The 18502-nt window shown below is 47.3% G+C and carries 10 protein-coding genes; 3 read left to right on the top strand and 7 right to left on the bottom strand.

The features are described from left to right. The 3 genes from M4D81_RS31200 to M4D81_RS31210 are packed head-to-tail and all read right to left on the bottom strand — an operon-like array spanning nucleotide 1 to nucleotide 4903. On the bottom strand, nucleotides 1-2580 hold the full coding sequence (locus tag M4D81_RS31200; RefSeq protein WP_260069263.1) for a glycosyltransferase: 2580 nt from the start codon (nucleotides 2578-2580) through the stop codon (nucleotides 1-3). Further along, the gene (locus tag M4D81_RS31205) at nucleotides 2558-4108 is read right to left on the bottom strand and encodes an ABC transporter ATP-binding protein (RefSeq protein ID WP_260069264.1); all 1551 of its coding nucleotides are present in this window, start codon (nucleotides 4106-4108) and stop codon (nucleotides 2558-2560) included. Before M4D81_RS31205 ends, M4D81_RS31200 begins: the two co-directional genes overlap by 23 nt. A gap of 18 nt (nucleotides 4109-4126) precedes the next feature. Then, complete coding sequence (locus M4D81_RS31210) at nucleotides 4127-4903, bottom strand: ABC transporter permease (RefSeq protein ID WP_260069282.1); 777 nt, start codon at nucleotides 4901-4903, stop codon at nucleotides 4127-4129. Nucleotides 4904-5029: 126 nt separating this feature from the next. Here M4D81_RS31210 and M4D81_RS31215 point away from each other — a divergent pair, with 126 nt between their 5' ends. After that, a complete protein-coding gene (locus M4D81_RS31215; RefSeq protein WP_260069265.1) occupies nucleotides 5030-7489 on the top strand; it encodes an O-antigen ligase family protein in 2460 nt (819 codons plus the stop codon). A gap of 77 nt (nucleotides 7490-7566) precedes the next feature. On the opposite strand, the gene galU is transcribed toward M4D81_RS31215, so the two are convergent. Further along, complete coding sequence (galU, locus tag M4D81_RS31220) at nucleotides 7567-8439, bottom strand: UTP--glucose-1-phosphate uridylyltransferase GalU (protein WP_260069266.1); 873 nt, start codon at nucleotides 8437-8439, stop codon at nucleotides 7567-7569. A 297-nt stretch (nucleotides 8440-8736) separates the two neighbouring features. Between galU and M4D81_RS31225 the strand changes: the two genes are divergently transcribed. Continuing rightward, complete coding sequence (locus M4D81_RS31225; protein WP_260069267.1) at nucleotides 8737-9783, top strand: acyltransferase family protein; 1047 nt, start codon at nucleotides 8737-8739, stop codon at nucleotides 9781-9783. A gap of 56 nt (nucleotides 9784-9839) precedes the next feature. On the opposite strand, the gene M4D81_RS31230 is transcribed toward M4D81_RS31225, so the two are convergent. Both M4D81_RS31230 and M4D81_RS31235 read right to left on the bottom strand, forming a co-directional pair. Further along, complete coding sequence (locus tag M4D81_RS31230; protein WP_260069268.1) at nucleotides 9840-12353, bottom strand: U32 family peptidase; 2514 nt, start codon at nucleotides 12351-12353, stop codon at nucleotides 9840-9842. Between the two features lie 736 nt (nucleotides 12354-13089). Continuing rightward, the gene (locus tag M4D81_RS31235) at nucleotides 13090-14187 is read right to left on the bottom strand and encodes a DNA alkylation repair protein (protein ID WP_260069269.1); all 1098 of its coding nucleotides are present in this window, start codon (nucleotides 14185-14187) and stop codon (nucleotides 13090-13092) included. A 597-nt stretch (nucleotides 14188-14784) separates the two neighbouring features. Here M4D81_RS31235 and M4D81_RS31240 point away from each other — a divergent pair. After that, nucleotides 14785-15993, top strand: coding sequence for an MFS transporter (locus M4D81_RS31240; RefSeq protein WP_260069270.1), 1209 nt, complete (start codon nucleotides 14785-14787; stop codon nucleotides 15991-15993). A gap of 344 nt (nucleotides 15994-16337) precedes the next feature. Here the strand turns inward: M4D81_RS31240 and M4D81_RS31245 are convergent, their stop codons facing one another. Then, nucleotides 16338-18296, bottom strand: coding sequence for a GTP-binding protein (locus M4D81_RS31245; protein ID WP_260069271.1), 1959 nt, complete (start codon nucleotides 18294-18296; stop codon nucleotides 16338-16340). Nucleotides 18297-18502: the final 206 nt, after the last annotated feature.

An 18502-nucleotide genomic window follows, 5' to 3' on the forward strand; every position in this document is an offset into this window, starting at 1 on the left:
TCACCTCTGAACCCTTTCGATGTGGCATGAATAATCTAATTTGTTTCCCAGAAACTCTAGGGCCTTGTGAACTTGCAGTTCGTATTCCCTTTCATCCTTTAATAGGGAGTTTATCTTCCATCGAACCTCATGCGGTTCAGCATAGATAGCAGCATCTTCAAATAATAAGGAATATTCCAGTGGCAAGATTACAGGTACACCGACAGCCATCGCCTCAATGATGACCCTTCCAAATGCCTCGATACAGTCTGGATGAACATAGTAAACGAACACATCTATATTTTCTAAAAACTCCTTTGGATCTTTCTCCCCGAACTCCAACACTCTCCAATTGTTGGGTAATTTCCCTAACGTCTTCTCTGGTACCTTTGCCCCTCCCAGGATATGAACTTCAAATGGATCAGAATCTGGATATATTTGAAGTAATTGTTCGCGATCAGCAGGCCATTTCACATACTGATCTCGGGAATGCCTGCCTATACGCATTTTATCTGTTCGTATATGGCCCGGCCTCTTCCATAAACTAATATTTATAATGTTATGCCAATCCTCAGATGCAAGTTGAATTGCAGACAACTCATTCGAGTGATGCTCATTCAATGCTTTCCTTATTAAAGGACTAATTGGATACCAAATGCCATCTGCACCAAAATATTCCCTTAGATTCTTTTGACATTGCTTAATATCGTATGCAATATCTCCTTTGCCACTATAATCAACTTTTGGCGTCTGATTCACTATTACACAAATTCCCTTTGCTTTCACTTCCGGTACATATTTTTGTTTCTCCTGTAGAATTGGCGGATGCCTTACAATCATTACATCACAAGTGACCTTTTCTCCGTATACAATCATCTGTACATTGTCGCCATCAATTAATTGTCTGATCTTAGGATGTACACCTTGAACACCACTAGCTGCATAACTAGATAGTTGTATCAGGCCTGTTTTTAGACCCACTTCTCTCTGCGCTTTAATCTCCTCCACATTCGAGGAAGTTGTGCCCCCAGCCAAACGGAAATCAGAAACTATTATAACGTCAAACTTCCTATAGCCCCCCAAGCCATTCCTATCCGGCCTCATTGGCTCAGGTACCGGAAAAGGTCTTGGTTGTTCTAAAAAGTTACTGTATTTCAAACAAGTTGCATTATTGTGATGATAAGTAAAACTCTCTACATATTCCTGTCGAGCACCAAAAAAGAATCCATGGTAACCAAATGGTCCGCTTTCAGTTAATGAGCTTGGGCTAACTCTTGGAAAGGATAACGGCCCTGTGTTCAAAGGAACGATTGATTTATCTCCAAACACCTTTCTCACTCGACGAATAAATTCACCATCAGCTCCAAAACGAACACTGTCCCATAGCCCAATCTTCTCTAATACTTCTTTTCTTCTAAACATTAGTGATGACATATTGTTAAATATATAGAATCTTTGTTGTTTTCTTCTATAAAAGAATAAGTCTTCAGTTAATCGGCACTGTTGCGACATGTTCCCTATCACCTTGGGGTTTTCGATTAAATGAAGAACTTGTTTTTCTAATTTTTCAGCATGAGACCAATCATCTGCATCATGACATGTTATATACTCACCTGTAGCGGTTTCTAGACCAATATTTCTTGCAACATAAGTACCACTATTGCTTTTAGTAGATAACAACGTTATTCGATTATCCCGACTAGCAAATTGCTGAACTATCTCTCTCGTTCCGTCTGAACTACAATCATCAATAACTATGAGTTCAATATTTTTCCACGTTTGTTCCAAAATGGATCTGATAGCCGTGCCCAATACGGACTCAGAATTAAATACCGGCATAATAACTGAAACTTTTGGTCTTTTAGTAACGTCTAAAGCAATGTGTGAGTTTATCGGTAGTGTTGTTAGCTGATCGTATACGGATTTTGAATCATCATCAAGAATTCCGATTTCGCCTAAACCGAAATCACTTATCATTTTATTTATCCATGATCGTTTCGTTTCAACACTATATTCAAGATTCGCAGCAGCCAAGAACAAATCAGGGAATGCTTCTTTCTCTAAATCATTTACGATCCGTTTTGCTTGCTCTTTTTGACCCAACACATTAAGAAGCTCAAGCTTTAAAATTGTTCCTTGCCGAATCTTCACTTTATTCTTCTCATCCACTAATAATTCTGAAAGATACTGCAATCCAATTCTAGCATCTTCGCGATTTTTTTTGTCGGCATGCCACAGTGCGAGCTCCCACATCGCTTCTCTTTGGATGGGTGTATTATCCTCGGTATTTGTTGCCAATTTAGATAATTCAGTATAAGCTTTTTCCTCAAATCCCAAGTTCAGCATTTTATGCTTGATCTGGCTTACTTTTAACAGGGCATTATATCTTTCTCCCATTATAGCGCCCTTCAGTAAATTTTTTGTACGGAGAGAAAGCTTTCTTTTTACAAACTCTTTTTGCTTCTCGGAAAGAATATTATCTGCAAGCCAGATTAATGTATCAATGCTCCGACGTATTATTTTTCTGTTTAGCAAAATTGCAATATTTTTTTGATGTTTAATCATTTTCTTCTCTCCGTCAGCTAAGCTTTTTTTGGGCATTCTGAACGTATTCCTTGTAATTCTTTATCACTTCTTTTGGCTCACCATCCTGCATGATTTGCCCTTGATTTAACCAGATTGCACGAGTGCATACTTTCTCAACGAACCCCATACTATGAGACACTACAATCACAGCTTTAGCCATTCGAATCATCTCTTGAATCTTTTCACTTGCCTTCTGATTAAAGGATAAATCACCGGCTGACAAGGCCTCGTCAATAATAAATATATCTGGTTCAAGGAACGCTGCAATACTAAAACCTAGTCGAGACCTCATCCCACTAGAGTACTGCTTAACTGGCTGATCTATCCTACTTCCTAATTCCGAGAATTCAACAATATCTGTATAGCTTCTTTTGATTTTGGCAAGAGGGATACCTAGCAGCATACCATTAAGGAAAATATTATCTTTCCCTGTCAACTGACCATTAAAACCTGTACCATAGCCAAGTAATGCCGTGGTCGTCCCATTAATAGTGAGGTTACCTTCGTCAGGGACTAATATATTGGTTAATAACTTGCATAGTGTGCTTTTGCCTGCACCATTATGCCCTATAATGCCTAATACTTCTCCTTCATGTATCTTCAAGCTTATATCTTTCAAGGCCCAATATTGATTACCGTTATTTCGATAGGAAACACCAACACCCTTAGATTCTACTGCAATTCCCTCCCCCTTTTTCATCTCTATTTTCTTTAAACCCAGTTCCTTTTTAGCTTTCTTAATATTGTTCTTTCTTTCTTTCACATTATCTTCATACATCTCTACAATCTCTTGCGGTTTGCCAACCGCTCTAACTACACCACGCTCAATCCAAATTAGTCGATCGCAGTTCTTTTGGGCATATTTTAGACTATGTGTTACGATAATCACCATCTTGGCCTTACGAACCAACTCTTTCATTCTATCTGCTGCCTTCTGACTAAACTCCAGGTCACCTGTATTTAATGCCTCATCAAGGATTAAAATTTCAGGCTCCATAAAAGCCGCAACACTAAAACCTAGTCTGGCCTTCATTCCACTTGAATAATTTTTAATAGGTTGATCAAAATAGTCCCCTAATCCAGAGAATTCCTTAATTTCCTCAACAAAAGAATTAATCTTCTTATTACTGATCCCAAGCATCGTACCATTTAAATATACATTCTCTCTTCCTGTCATCTCTTTGTTAAAACCAAGCGCCAGAGAAAACAAGGCTGATACTCTTCCATTAACAGTAATTCGCCCTTCATCAGGCTGCAATACTCCAGCAATAAGTTTGCATAATGTTGTTTTTCCAGATCCATTTGAGCCAATTATCCCTAATATTTCTCCCTTATAACCTACCAAGTTTATATTTCTCAACGACCAATGAACTTGAGGTTTATGACTTCTATTACTTCTATTTTTTTTACGATTTAGAACATCGTAGATACGTGATTTGTAATCATCAGGTTTAGAATCTTGATTAAATGAAACCCCAATATCATCTAATGAAATAACGACCTCTTCTCTAGCTTCCTTTTTTTCAACACATTGGGTATCCATAATACCAAAGACTCCTTCTTATAACGCCTTAATTATTTTATGCTCATTTCGACTATAGTAATATAATAAACCTGTTATAATTGCGATCGATAACCCCCCAATTAACGTCAAGATTTTAATATTTGGTTCATTCCCATACATCAATATGTCACGATAACCATTCAATATATATGACATCGGATTTAGAGATTCCACCCATCGGTATTCGGCCGGAAGGCGACTGCCTTCCCAAATCACTGGAGAAGCATAGAACCAAACTCTAAGAATATGACCCAAAATATTACCAATATCTCGAACGAATACTGATACATAAGCAACAAATAAACTAATGGCCACTAAAAAAAAGAGCTGGACAAGAATAATAAACGGTAGATATAAAATCTGCCAATGAACTGGGACTGCAAATATAAGAAGAAAGGAACCTACAACAATTAGCCCAAATACAAAATTTATCATTTGAGATATTACCCTAGTCATAGGGAAAATCGCTTTGGGTAGATTTACTTGTTGAATTATTGAAGTGTATTGAATAATTGATCTCGATGAGTTGCTAATCGAGGCATTTGTCCATCTCCATGCTACTTGGCCAATTACAAGGTATACCCCATAATTTTCTCCGCCTCTCCCCATTACAATTACGACTAAAAAGTAATAAACCAAAGCCCCAAGCAATGGATCAAGTAACCACCAAAAATAGCCTAAGTAGCTATTTCTATGTTCTGCTTTTAACCCCGATTTCACCAAATAGACTAATAAATCTTTTCGTTTTAAAAGCTCTAGTAAATATATCCTCATAGTTTTGCGAAGCGCACCTTTCATAAATAACCCATATATTAATGAGTATATTGACTTATTAAAATGAATATATCCATAATTTATGCTAGAATATTGTCGTATCTACACGAAAAGGAGCTAATTACGTTGTCGAATCCAGTATACGGTAAAAAGGTCGCCTCGTCGAGGAAAGCTGAAACGAGTTCGGCTTTATTTTGGGTGTTGATTTCAGGAATTATTCTGTTCCTAGCTTGGACACCTTTCCAAACAGCTCTATTTAACGGACAAATGTTAGTATTTGAGAAACCGATTTTCTGGGCAGCTATCTTGGCTTGTCTACTACTATTTCTCTGGATTGCTCATTCTTATAAAAGCATCCAATTAAAAGATCAAAAAGATTGGCTGGCCGTGGGTGTACTTTTACTCCCCCTAACTTACATACTCTCACTCATTAGCGCCGCCTCCCATGTTCTTGCCATGAATATGGTCATCATCAATTGTATTTACGCCATAATGTTTATCATCGGATTATATGTGTTACGCGAGAATTTGGGGAATCGAATGATTCAAATCACGATTATGACGGTTTCTTATCTGATCGTGGGATTCGGCTTACTCAACTGGTTTGGCCAAGGCAAGACAGCGGGCGCCATTGCGAAATGGTTTTCCAATACCGTTTTAAACGGCACGTATACCCATGCCGTCATGACTGACTCTAACGGTCTGCGTCTGACTTCGGTGTTCCAGTACGCGAATACTTATGCCGCTTTTCTCATGGCATTCCTTTTCGCGGCAGTCTTTTTCGTTACGACTTCTCGAAAATGGTACGGTCAAGCCTTTCATAGCTTCATGCTGGTACCCATCATCGTATCACTGCTCTTGACGTTGTCTCGGGGCGGTCTGGTGATGTTACCTGTTGTGTTTGTCTTGTTACTCCTATTCCTGAAGCCAGCTAAGCAATTATTGTGGATCCTGTACTGCGGTATAGCAGGCGTGTCTTCACTGATCATTTCCAAACCGGTAACAGAGTTAGGGTTGAAATTAAATGAAACCTTTAGCAGCAGTGATGCCCTTAAGGCCTGGGGAATCTTGCTTGGTACGTCCGCGATTGTAGGACTTCTCGGATGGGCTATACAAAACTTCATTGCTCCCAAACTTGAACGGTCTTTAGGCAATTGGTCAGCTAAAAAAAACTCCAGCTTATGGATTCCACTCGGTTCCGTTGCCATTGGAGGCTTCCTAATTTTCCTATTCATCGGTACTGGATTGAAAAATATACTACCGCAAAACATCAGCGTCCGACTCGAAAATATTAACTTTAATCAGCATAGTGTTCTGGAACGCTTTACATTCTATAAAGACGCTATGAAGGTTCTGGCAGACTATCCGATCATCGGAGCCGGAGGCGGAGCATGGGCTTCACTCTATGAGCAGTATCAAAACAACCCATACACAAGCCGTCAAGCGCATAACTTCTTTTTGCAGTACTTGATCGAGGTCGGAATTGTCGGATTTGTGATATTCATGTCGTTTATCCTGTATATTTTCTACAAGTATATTCGCGGTTATATCAAAGGAAATGAAGGCGAACGTAATAGTCACTTCCTTTATCTCATCATCGTCCTTTCCATTTTGATTCATAGTATTTTGGACTTTAACATGAGTTACGTGTTCATGGGAATCCTAGTATTTCTGGGACTTGGCGGAATGGCAGCTGTAATGGATAATAAACCAGTGAAGAAATGGAGCCTCAAAGATTCAACTGCCAGAAGTGTATTTAGTGCAATCGTCGGACTTTGCGGTATTCTTGTCATGATTACATCTATCCGGTATGTACAAGCCGCCGACTCTGGAATGGAAGCAGGCAGAATCGTACAGGTCAGCTCTTCATTTGAGGAAATTAAGGCTCCCCTTGATAAAGACTTGAGCATACGCCCGAGCCATCCCGACTCGGTACTGTTAACCGTGTCTCTCTATCAGACTATATATAGGCAAAATCAAGATGAAAATTTTTATAACGCATCTGTTGATTTACTTAATAAAGCGTTAAAATCTGAACCTTATAACAAATCTATGCTACGTCGATTAATTGAAAGTTACGAAATGAAACAGCAACCGGAGCAAGCCTATGAAGTACTTATCAACAATGCCTATAAATTTAAATGGGACATTAGCTGGTCCGAACAGATTATCAATAAGGGTTATGATCTAGGGATGAAGGCACTTGGAGCTGGAGACGCAGCAACGAAAGACAAGTACTTCAAGCAAGCAACCGAAGCATTTGCCAAGGTTCAGACAGGTATTCAGCATTTGGCTACATTACCGGAAGGACAATTGCAAGGGCGCTCATTTGAAAACACACCCGACATGATCCTCCATACAGGCAAAATGTACTTCATGATGAATCAACCGGAGCAAGCAGCCGAAGCACTTAAGCTTGGCATACAAGAAGATCTCTCGCAGACAACCCAACAGGAGATTGTACGTTGGTATCTGGCAGCATTACAAAAACAAAACTTGAGTGATGATGCCCTTATGGGGAAACTAACCCAAGTTGATCCGAATGCGAAGGACAATGTTCAACAACTTGCTAATCTTCAATTCTAATTAAAAAGGAGGCAGTTCGTGGTAGAAATCTTCTACCCAACTGCCCCCTTTTTTTTCTTATGTGTATAAAATCGCTTTTACCGAACTTTCGCCAAAACCCCGCTTAAATAAGCAATCAAATCCTCTCTCAAATCTTCCCGTTGCAATGCATAATGAATACTGGTTTCAATAAATCCCAACTTCTCGCCGACATCATGACGTATTCCGTCAAAGTGATAAGCATAGATCGGGCTGTGATGAGCTAAGGTGGAGAGAGCATCTGTCAGTTGTATCTCGCCGTTCTTCCCTACCTCCTGATTCTCCAGCATGTCGAAAATATCCGGCGGCAAAATGTAACGGCCCATGATGGCCAGGTTGGATGGTGCCTCCGCACGAGACGGTTTCTCTACTAATCTCGAGGATTCATAGATTCTAGTTGATTTCTGTAGCCCATCTACGATCCCATAACGGTCCACTTCGTCCCATGATACAGGCTGTACGCCCACAATAGTAGATTGATAGGTATCATATACCTTCATCATCTGCTTTAGGCAAGGGACCTCTGACTCCACGATATCGTCGCCTAGCAGCACGGCAAACGGCTCGTCCCCAATGAATTTTCGTGCGCACCAGATGGCATGACCCAGCCCCTTAGGCTCCTTTTGACGGATATAATGAATATCTGCCATGTTGGAGGGCTTGCGAACTTCTTCGAGGAGGTTCCATTTCCCTTTCTCTGCTAGGTTATGTTCCAGCTCAAATGAAGAATCAAAATGATCCTCAATCGCCCGCTTCCCCTTACCCGTCACAATAATAATGTCCTCGATGCCGGAAGCGACCGCTTCCTCGATGATGTATTGTATGGTCGGCTTGTCCACAATGGGAAGCATCTCTTTCGGCATCGCTTTCGTGGCTGGCAGGAACCGTGTACCAAGTCCAGCGGCAGGTATGATCGCTTTACGAATGTTCATCCTATCTTCTCCATTCCCGTAAGTCTCAACATATTGATGACATTGTACCATGAGTCCGGCCAACCCATCGATTAAAATCGGTTTTTGTCAAAGGCAGGGAGTTCATTGTCCGTGCTTTAGCCGCTTAGGCGGTGTTACCTTTCTCTTCACCTTATCGGTTTTGATGTGGCTTTTTCAAGGTGGGGCCGATAACTGGAAATGACGCCTCCCAGTTTTATCCATGGAAATAGCCAAGACTCCTCCGATATACTAGTACGAAACTTCGATGGACCAAAAAGCCAAAGGAGCTGGTTACTGATGAAAGAGAGAGACGCCTATTTCGATAACCTCAAATTCATACTGATCCTGTTGGTGGTCGTGGGGCATCTCATCGAGCCGTTTAACGGCGAAGCAGCAATGGGAGCGATTTATCAGTTCATTTACTCGTTTCATATGCCGCTGTTTATTTTTGCGGCCGGTTATTTTGCCAAATGCATTCAATCCCCCAAACAATACGTCGGCCTGCTGTCGGGACTGGTCGTGCCGTATTTCATATTCGAGACGCTTTATACCCTGTTCGACTATTACATGCAAGGCTTGGATCGGCTCGATTTCACGTACTTTTACCCCAACTGGATCCTGTGGTTCCTGTTCAGCATGATGCTGTGGAAAATGCTTCTGCCGTACCTGCTGATGCTCAAATACCCGCTCGTCGTCTGTTTCGCGATGTCCATCATGCTCGGGTACTCGATCGATGTCGACTATTACGCGAGCATTTCGCGCACGCTGTACTTCCTGCCCTTTTTTCTCATCGGATATGTTTTCAAAAGGGAATGGCTGGATGCCATCAAGGCCCGGCCATTTCAACTGCTATCGATCATCCTGCTCTCCGCCGGATTTGTCCTGTTGTACGTCATATCGCCGATCTTGCCAACTAACTGGTTCTACGGGGCGATGCCTTACCTGGAGTTTGGCTTGGATTCATGGTATGCAGGCTTTTACCGTATGATCACCTACGCCTTCACCGTCATCATGGGACTATGCGTCCTCTCCCTCATTCCGAGGTCGGATACGCCTTTCACGGACCGTGGGGTTAATACCATGTACGTCTTTTTGCTTCACGGGTTCATCGTCAAAACGATGCAGCATCTGGGCTGGTTCGAAGCTTTCCGGTCCACGGGAGGCAAGCTGCTGCTGATTCTGCTCGGCGCAGTCATAACCTGGCTGCTATCCTCGTCCTGGATCAAACGCGGCTTCGGGTGGATCGTCGAGCCGAACGTCGGGTTTCTATTCCATTACCGATCCAAGCACCGCCATGAACGAGCTGAAACGAAGCGTTCCGACGCAAAAAGGAGTGATGCCTAACTTGGCATCACTCCCTCATATTAGCTCAGTATATACGCAATACGCGTGCTGCTTCCTTACTTCACCAACTGCCCCCGCGTAACGCCAAGCTGGTTGGTCGCCTTCAGCTTCTTCCACACCTGGGTTCCGCTGATCTCGCCGCGCAGGGCGCGGTTGTAGAGGTCGATGACCTCGTGGACTTGCTCCGGCGTTTCCTCGAGGAACTCCACGCGGTAGCTGGATACGCCCAGCTCCATGAAGTTGGCCAGGTACTCGGCACCGGATTGCTCGATGGCATTGTATACCGTGTTCCGGCAGCCTTCGTCGACCCGTACCGGGTGGGACATGCCGATCCGGTCCTGCAGGGACACGCGGCTCTCTTCGCACGGACGACCGCAGTTCGTGAAGTCCGTTCCTTCGCTGAGGAACGTACAGTACACGCAGTGCTCCGTATGGAACATCGGCAGATGCTGATGGATGACGATCTCCAGCTTGGACGTGTCCGCCTTGCCAAGAAGATCCACCATCTGCTGGATGTTCAGATCATAGGAAGGCGTGACGGTGTCGCATCCGGCTTCGAGGAACAGGTCAACAGCCTTGTGGTTGGCAATGTTCAGGGAGAAGTCGCCGATCAACCGGGGATGCTTCGCCCCCGGGTTCTCCATCCGGTGGCGCAGGTAGAAATACAGCGCACCGGTGTTGCGCACCAGCACGGCGTCCGGCTGGAGGCGCAGGATGTTGTTGTGGTAGCCGTTCTCGCCCGGCATGTGAATGCGCGGCGTTGCCAGCGCAATCTGCTTGCCGGCTGCACGCACGGCTTCCACCGCTGCCGGGAACTGCTTGATGAACTCGAAGTCGGCGTAGATCATCTCGACGCCGGCCGCAAGCGCAGCCTCAACCTGCGGGAGGCTGCGGCACAGCGCGGTGAGCTTCGCCTCACCGCGAGCCACGGGCGCTGCGGGCACAGCCGCATCGCCATACACCGACACCGCCCGTTTCACGTACACGGGCGGCTTTGGCCGCTCGCCAGCGAGCAGCTCCACCGCACGGCGGCGGATGCTGTTGAGCTCGCGAATCGGCACAATGACGTCGCCGTACAGGTCGACGTCAAGTGCCTCCAGCTGGAACACCGTTCCGCCCAGGCGGCCAAGCTGCTCCTCCAGGATCTCCTGGCTCAGCGGCCGCTTCTGGGCAATCTCCAGTTCCAGCTCCGAATCCACCTGGACCGTCGTGCCCTTCTGCACATCGGTCCACCAGGTCGACAGCGGCTGTCCGGGACGGCCGCTGACCCGCACATGTACCGGGAATACCCGGTACGGCTTCTCCGACTCGTACGTCTGACGGAGGCGCTTATCCAGCGCAGGATCGTTGGTCTTCCAGATCCGGTCGCCGACATGCAGCTTGCGCAGGTCCACGTCGCTCCGGCCCGGAACGATATCCACGATCCAGCCTTCCTGCGCTTCGCCCTCCAGCTTGACGCCTTTGCGGCGTACGTCGTAGACTCGTCCGCCTTCTTCTTTTTTCGTTGGGTCGCCGGCATCGAATACGATACCGTCCCCGCGCTTCAGTGGCGCATCCAGCTTGCAGACGACACCGTCACGCAGAATTTGCTCTACCCGACCGAGGTACACGCCGCGGCTTTTCGGGAACGTACCCTCGACCAGCTTTTTATTGTTCGTTCCATCCAGGAAGCCATGCGTGAAGCCGCGGGAGAAGCTCTGCTGCAGCTCGCGCACCTCTTCCTTGCTCGGTCTTGCATCCTCGCCGTCAAAATACCGGTCGATCGCCTTCCGATACTTGCTCACAACGTTAGCCACGTATTCCGGGCTCTTCAACCGGCCCTCAATCTTGAACGAGGTCACGCCCGCTTCAATCAGCTCCGGCATCAGATCGATCGCCGCCAGATCTTTCGGTGAGAGCAAGTAGGCGACGTCGCCCATTGGTTTCTGCTCTCCATCCACGATCAGATCGTACGGCAGACGGCAGGCCTGCGCGCACTCCCCGCGGTTGGCGGAACGACCGCCCCACATTTCGGAAGTCAGGCATTGGCCCGAGTATGACACGCACAATGCACCATGCACGAATACTTCCATTGGGAGCTTCGCCTGCTCCCCGATCTTCTGGATTTGCTTCAGATTGTTCTCGCGTCCCAGTACGACACGTTCCATATTGAACGGCTTCGTGAACTCAACGGCCTCCGGCGACGTAATCGTCATTTGCGTAGAACCATGGATCGGGAAATCCGGGGAAATCTCGCGAATCATTTTCACCAGACCCAAATCCTGTACAATCACCGCGTCCACGCCTGCATCTACGCAGGCATCGATCAGCTCCTTGGCATCCTCCAGTTCGTTCTCGAACACCAAAATATTGAAGGTCAGGAACCCCTTAACCCCATAACTGTGCAAGAAGGCCATAATCTCGGACAGCTCGTCCATCCGGAAATTGTTCGCCCGTGCGCGCGCATTAAATTTCTCGACCCCAAAAAAGATCGCGTCCGCCCCATTAGCCACCGCAGCCCGCATGCAATCCCAATCCCCTGCCGGTGCCAGCAGCTCCACGTCTTCTCTTCGTAGTGCTTTCGTGTCCATCTATATCCTCCCAGGCCGGTTCAAGCCGGCGTGCTGTGTACTACTATTCTTTCATTGAAACCTGCAAGCCATACTCTATTTTCATAGAACAGGCTTCCGACATCTATATCAATTGACTTTGTAAACACTCTGAAAGCTTTTCAACTTATCTAGTTTACCAAAAGTCCGGCTTCTCTTCTACCTGCTAACTTGATTTCCACACTTTTGATAGTGTTGCCATAATCCGCATAGCACTCTGCTTCGCTTGCCTGCGGTTCATTGTCTAGTTCGGTGGGGGAGCGAACGCTAAAACTCCCTGTGATGATCTAATGCCCTCTTATATTTTCATAGCCATAACGCTTTAAAAGAAAAACAAACAAGCCCTCCCATCGGAAGGCTTGCCTCACATCTTCCGCAGCGACTGCTACTGGCGCATGATCACCTTGCGGGGCTAGTGCTCTTAACTCTTTTCTTTGCCTAAGGAGATTCCCTTCCCTCACCTTATACCAGGGATACCGCATTGGGATTGCAAAATCCTTTAGTCAGAACCTCCTTAACATCTCAGCGGTCGACAGCCATCCAAGCATGCTCCAAACCACATATCGTGCGCATAGGGGAGAAGTGCGCACGATGTACAAAACTTTAGAACGGAATCGCCCCAATCCGTCAACTGGTTCCAGGATTTCATCACAGGTTTGCCAGCGCACGACCTGCCCCCAAGTTTGCCAGACATCGTCCTGCACCATGCCCCCTACTCTTACTCCGCACCCTCCAGCACAAAATCCATGCTCGCTAACCGCTTGCCATTCACAACAATGTGAAGACGGTGATCACCCGAATAGAAACGACGCGTGGAGATCGGTTTAAACGACTGCTTCTTCTCGACCTTCCAGCTTCCGGGCGCATAGATCTTGTCCGAGCATTTATAACGTTTCGGCGCAAGCTTGCCGCTTGCCTTCATATAATCGATCTCATAATCGATGCGGAGCGCCATCGGATGGCCGGTTTCGTTGACCACCTGAAAAGCGAACTCCAGATCATCGCCCATCGCGATCACAGAACGTTTGATGCGAAGCTCGCGCACCTCAAGTCCCTCCAGCTCTTCAAGCTCCTCATACCCGAAAATGGCCAGTGCCCGGATATCCCCCTTCCGCAGGAGCGAACGCAGCGCATGCCGTACGATCCAATCCGTTAGCGGGTGTTTGCCATACCATTTGGCGGCGATCTCAAGCACAAGCTCCGGATGATCCTTGGAGATATCGTTCAAGTGATTGGCGACGCTTTTTCTAACATATAAGGAAGGATCCTCTTTCAACTGTTCCAGGATTGGCAGCGCCGGACGCGGATCTTTAATCAGGGCCGGCAGCTGCGGCGCCCAAGGCAGGCGCGGTCTGCAGCCTTCACTCGCCAACCGGCGCAGATGCTCGTCATCGGACTGTGCCCATGTCATCATCTGAGCCAGCATCCGTTCCTGATCCTGGATGATAAAAGGCCGAACCGCAAACTCCGCCGTGGATGAATGCGTGAATACCGCCAAAGCCTCCATCGAGGTCTCCAGATCCTCCATCCCATTAATCTCTACGTAATCCGGAAAGAACACATATTCCACGCCTCTAAAATGCGGGGCTACCTGTTTCAGAATCTGAACGGCTTCCGGGTAAGAAGCAGGCAGCGTGTCCGTTAAGGCCAGCGTAATATGCCGGATGCGCTGCTTGAACTCCTCCTGTCCCCAGGCTTCATTATGAATCAGCTCCATGAACCGGTTCGAATCGAATGCCGGATAAACCTCCTTCAACCGGTCGGTCACTTGCTGGAACAACGTATTTGAATATAGATCCTTCAGCGTTTCTCTCATATAAGATCTCCCTAAAAAAATAATTTTTACGATATTGTATCCACGTCTTATGGAATCCTGAAAGCCCTTTATTTATGCGATAACCCGGCGGTTCCAACCCATCTCCAAAAGAGCCGCCGACCGCTCTACCCCCGTTCCCCACCTCTTCCCAATCCAAAACTTGTGGTGTAGGATGAAGTTGCACGCCTTTCGCTTTAGCGCAAGCAGTCTGGTTCATTCCAGTTTGCCAAATTAGGGGGGCGTTTTGCTTTATCCGAATCCGGCCTCCCGATGCTGGGGCGTCACAATGTATACATGAACAACTTTCTTATCTCTACAGAAAAACGTCTATCGACGTACTTTCACAGATGACAGACCGCATGTAGAGGAAGTTTTTCTTTCGAGATAACACAGCGCCTTCTCCAAGATCCGACGGTAAACCGACGGATTCTCCTGCAGGAACTCCTGCAGCTTCTCGGCGAACAAGGACTCCAGTCTCGAAGTTTATACTTTTGCTATCTCTGAAAATGTAATACATACATCATTACCCCATTTAAAAAGACAGGAGGCGAAGCTCGAAGGATTACAACAAATCGCACATCAGGAGATGAAGAAGACATGGAAAGCTGGAAAAAGAATTTATGGATACTATGGTTCGGCTCATTTATCGTTTCATCAAGCTTCTCGATGGTCATACCATTTCTCCCGCTTTTTCTGATTGAGCTCGGCGTTACCAAGCATACGGAAATGTGGTCGGGACTGCTGTTCAGTTCCGCTTTTTTTGCGGGCGCCTTGTCCTCTCCCTTCTGGGGAGCCGTCGGGGATAAATATGGACGCAAACCGATGATTATCCGCGCGGGGCTGGTGCTCTTTGTCATCTATATTCTGATGGCATTCGTCACGAATGAGTATCAGGTGCTGATTCTCCGCCTGTTGCAAGGCCTTCTCTCCGGCTTTATCCCGGGTGCAATCGCCATTGTAGGCACCAATACCCCCGAGAAAAAGGTCGGCTACGCACTCTCCATGATGTCCACGGCCACCGCAACCGGCGGCATAATGGGCCCGATGATCGGAGGCACCCTGGCCTCCCTGTTCAGCAACCGGATGGCATTCGGATTGGCAGGGATGCTGTGCTTCGCAGCCACGCTGCTTGTCATATTCTGGGTCAAGGAAGAGAAATTCGTACCCAGCAAAGAGCGCGTCTCCGTCATAAACACGTTTAAGGTCGCCGGACATAACAAGGCGCTGATGACCGTGCTTATGCTTACGGTGCTGACGCAGTTCTCCGTCATGACGATCGAGCCCGTACTGCCGCTGTATATCGCTCAAATCGGCGGCTCTTCATCACATACCTCGATGATTGCCGGCTTTGTGTTCTCCATCGTCGGGATCGCCAGCATCCTGTTTGCGGCCCGCTGGGGACGCTTATCCGACAAAATCGGGTTCCAAAAGGTGCTGCTGATCGGTCTGCTCGCCGGCGGTATCGGATCGCTCGCCCAAATCCTGTTCAGCAACATTTGGGCATTCTCGGCCATCCGCTTTGTTTATGGCGCCTTCTTCTGTGCCGTATTCCCGGCACTCAACGGCCTAGTTGTCAAACATACGCCAAGCAAATTCCGCGGGCGTGCGTTTAGCCTCAACCAGACAGCCAACCAAATTGGCGGGATGGCCGGACCACTCGCGGGCGGCATGATCAGCGGCATCTTTAACATCCATTCGGTATTCTTGATGACTGGTGTGTTAATGCTGATTACGACCGCCATTACTTATTGGACAATGCGGCCAACGCGACAGCAGCCTGTTGAAAAAGGATCGCTCTCTTCATAAAATCTCTTTACGATGCGCACGCATGATGTATTCAAATCACGCGTGCGTACTTCATTACGGATTTAAATTGAATCATCGGGTGGGCTTATATAGTCCAACATCGTTAACTCATAATCGCCCGATTGTCTATATACTCCATTACATAATTAATGTCATTGATATTTAATCCTATTGGTAACGGCTTCGTTACGCATGATTGCCTTCGCAGCATACTGCCTCGCTACACATCATTCGATTCATTCCTGCACCATTCACTTGTCACGAACGATGTTAAATCCAACGAATACCTCACGACCGCGAGACATCTTGCCTAACCACCAATCGCTTCCGCAGCATCCCATCAATTACACATGCATATGACGGTCCGCTTCATCCCATGGCACCGCATAACCGCTTCCCTTCGCACAAAATATCGAAGAGGAGCTGTATTCCGGGTCCGCATTTTTATCGTATCCTTTACGTTCAATGACCTCGGCCTCGTTATGGCACCGGCCATATCCGCCGTAAACCAGGGATATCGTACCTCTTCCCTTCGTGTAGGCGGCTAATTCCATGCTGTAACTCATCATGGTCGATACGGGAGCCGATCCCGTGACCGTCACTTTGTTTCCCGCCGTTTCCGGCGGCTCGAAGCTTGCCTTCGCCTGGGTCAGATCCGACATCAACCGACCGACATACTCGGCATCCACCTTTACCTTGAAGTGATAGTAAGGCTCCAAGAGCATATTGGCTGCCTTCTCCAGCCCTTGGCGCAACGCACGGTAGGTGGCTTCCCTGAAATCCCCGCCATGCGTATGTTTGTTGTGCGCCCGCCCTTTTAGCAGGGTAATCTTGATGTCCGTGACGGGTGAGCCTGTAAGCAGCCCGTGATGATTCCTCTCGCCGACATGCTGGGCGACCAGATGCTGATAATTGACCGGGAGCACATCAGGATGACAGGCATTGGCGAACACGATGCCGCTGTTCCGCTCTCCAGGCTCCAGCCGGAGGTGCACCTCCGCATAATGCTTCAACGGTTCAAAATGACCACAGCCTACAACGGCTTCCGTTATGGTCTCTTTATACAGAATCTCTGGTTCACCGAAGGTGATCCGGTAACCGAACCGCTCGAGCACGATGCGTTCCAACACTTCAAGCTGAATGATCCCCATCACATGGATATGGATTGCCTGAGCATGCTCATCCCACTGTACAGACAGGGAAGGATCCTCCGCATCGAGCAGACGGAATTCGCGAAGCATATCCTTGGGATGAATCGAGGACTCGAATTGCACCTTCGACTTCAGTGTCGGTACAAGCTCATATACCGTCCGGCCACCCCCCAGAGTCCCAAGCCCATCCCCTGCCGAAGCTGAAGAAATACCCGTAACGACAAACAGATCACCCGCATGCACCTGATCGACATTCGTCACGCGCCCCCCGCTGATCAAACGGATATGCGTTACCTTCTCCGTGATCGTCTCCGTTCCGGAGAAATAAGTCATTTCGTCGCGAACCCGCAGCGTTCCGCCCGTGGCCTTGATATAGGTCAATCTTGCGCCCTGTTCGTCATGGCGAATCTTATATACCGTTCCGGCAAAATCAGCCCCGGGATCATAGTCCGTAACCGTCAGCAGATCCAGCTGATGCAAGAAATGGGACACGCCCACGTTTTGCAGAGCTGATCCGCCGAAGCAGGGGAATAGCTGCCCTTTTCTTATCATCGCGGTCATCGTATCCAGCCACCGTGAAACCTCATATCCCGGTTCCATATACAGCTCCAGCAGCTTCTCGTCCCGCTCCGCGATAGCCTCAATGACCGAGGACTGCATCACGCCTTCGTGCAGCATATCCTCCTCTGTGATCATACAGACGTCTTCGGTAAGCTCACTCCGAATCTCTGCAAACACACGCGCCACATCCGCGCCTTCCCGGTCGATTTTATTAATAAACAAGAACGTAGGGACGCCATGTTTGCGCAATAACTGCCATACCGTCTCCGTATGCCCTTCAACACCCTCCACGGCACTTATGACGACGACGACGGCGTCCATGACCTGAATGGCCCGCTCCATCTCCGGCGAGAAGTCGACGTGACCCGGCGTATCGATTAAATAATAAGTGGACCCGTTAAAATGCATGGTAGCCTGATCGGCAAATACGGTGATGCCCCGTTCCTTTTCAATGTCATGTCGATCAAGAAAAGCACTCTGATGATCCACGCGACCGCGCTCCTGAATCGTATCGGTCATATATAACAACTGCTCCGCCAACGTGGTTTTGCCTGCATCCACATGGGCGAACATGCCTATCGTTTTTTTCATCCGCTTATTCCCTCTTCTGTAAGCCGGTTTAATTACATATCCATTGCTCTCACGATTTAATTTTACCATACCAGGTCGCATAAACGGCACATATGTTCTATATTATCGGGGGAGAATCGACCGTCCTCCTTATAAACCAAAATAGCTGCCTGCCGGCACCCCTATGGATGCAGCAGGACAGCTATCCGCGTTATCAAAAATATGAT

Source organism: Paenibacillus sp. p3-SID867 (assembly GCF_025142895.1).
Classification (GTDB): domain Bacteria; phylum Bacillota; class Bacilli; order Paenibacillales; family Paenibacillaceae; genus Paenibacillus_AQ.